At 71.5% G+C, this 544-nt stretch carries 1 protein-coding gene; it reads right to left on the bottom strand.

All coding sequences use genetic code 11. The features are described 5' to 3' along the window. Positions 1-106 precede the first annotated feature (106 nt). Positions 107-544 (bottom strand): NAD(+) synthase (gene nadE, locus E6R62_RS38860; RefSeq protein WP_136218040.1); only part of this gene is annotated, 438 nt, incomplete at its 5' end.

Here is a 544-nt window from a genome sequence, read left to right on the forward strand (position 1 = left end):
CTGCCGTGGCTGACGCTGCTCCTGGCCGTCGGCATCGTCGCGGCGCTGGCCTTCATCGCGGGTGTCCTGGTGGAGAAGCACCACCTCCAGTAGCGGGCGCGGCCGGTCAGGGGGCGATGGGCAGCCGGCGCTTGTGCTCGGTGAGGCGGTAGCGGTTGACGATCGTCTCGAAGGCCCGCGCGTCCACCGGCTTGCCCTCCAGGAAGTCGTCGATGTCGTCGTAGGTGCCACCGAGGGCGTCCTCGTCGGCCTTGCCCGGGTCGAGGGTCTCCAGGTCGGCGGTGGGGGTCTTCCACACCAGTTCGGCGGGGGCGCCCAGGGCGTCCGCGACGGCTCGCACCCGCCGCTTGGTCAGACCCGTCAGCGGTACCAGGTCGGCCGCGCCGTCACCGAACTTGGTGAAGAACCCGGAGACCGCCTCGGCCGCGTGGTCGGTGCCGACCACCAGCCCGTTGTGCGCCCCGGCGACCGCGTACTGGGCGATCATGCGCTGGCGGGCCTTGATGTTGCCGTGCACGAAGTCCTGGTGGCCCTCGTCGCGGAA

Source organism: Streptomyces sp. A1136 (assembly GCF_004795055.1).
Taxonomy (GTDB): Bacteria; Actinomycetota; Actinomycetes; order Streptomycetales; family Streptomycetaceae; genus Streptomyces.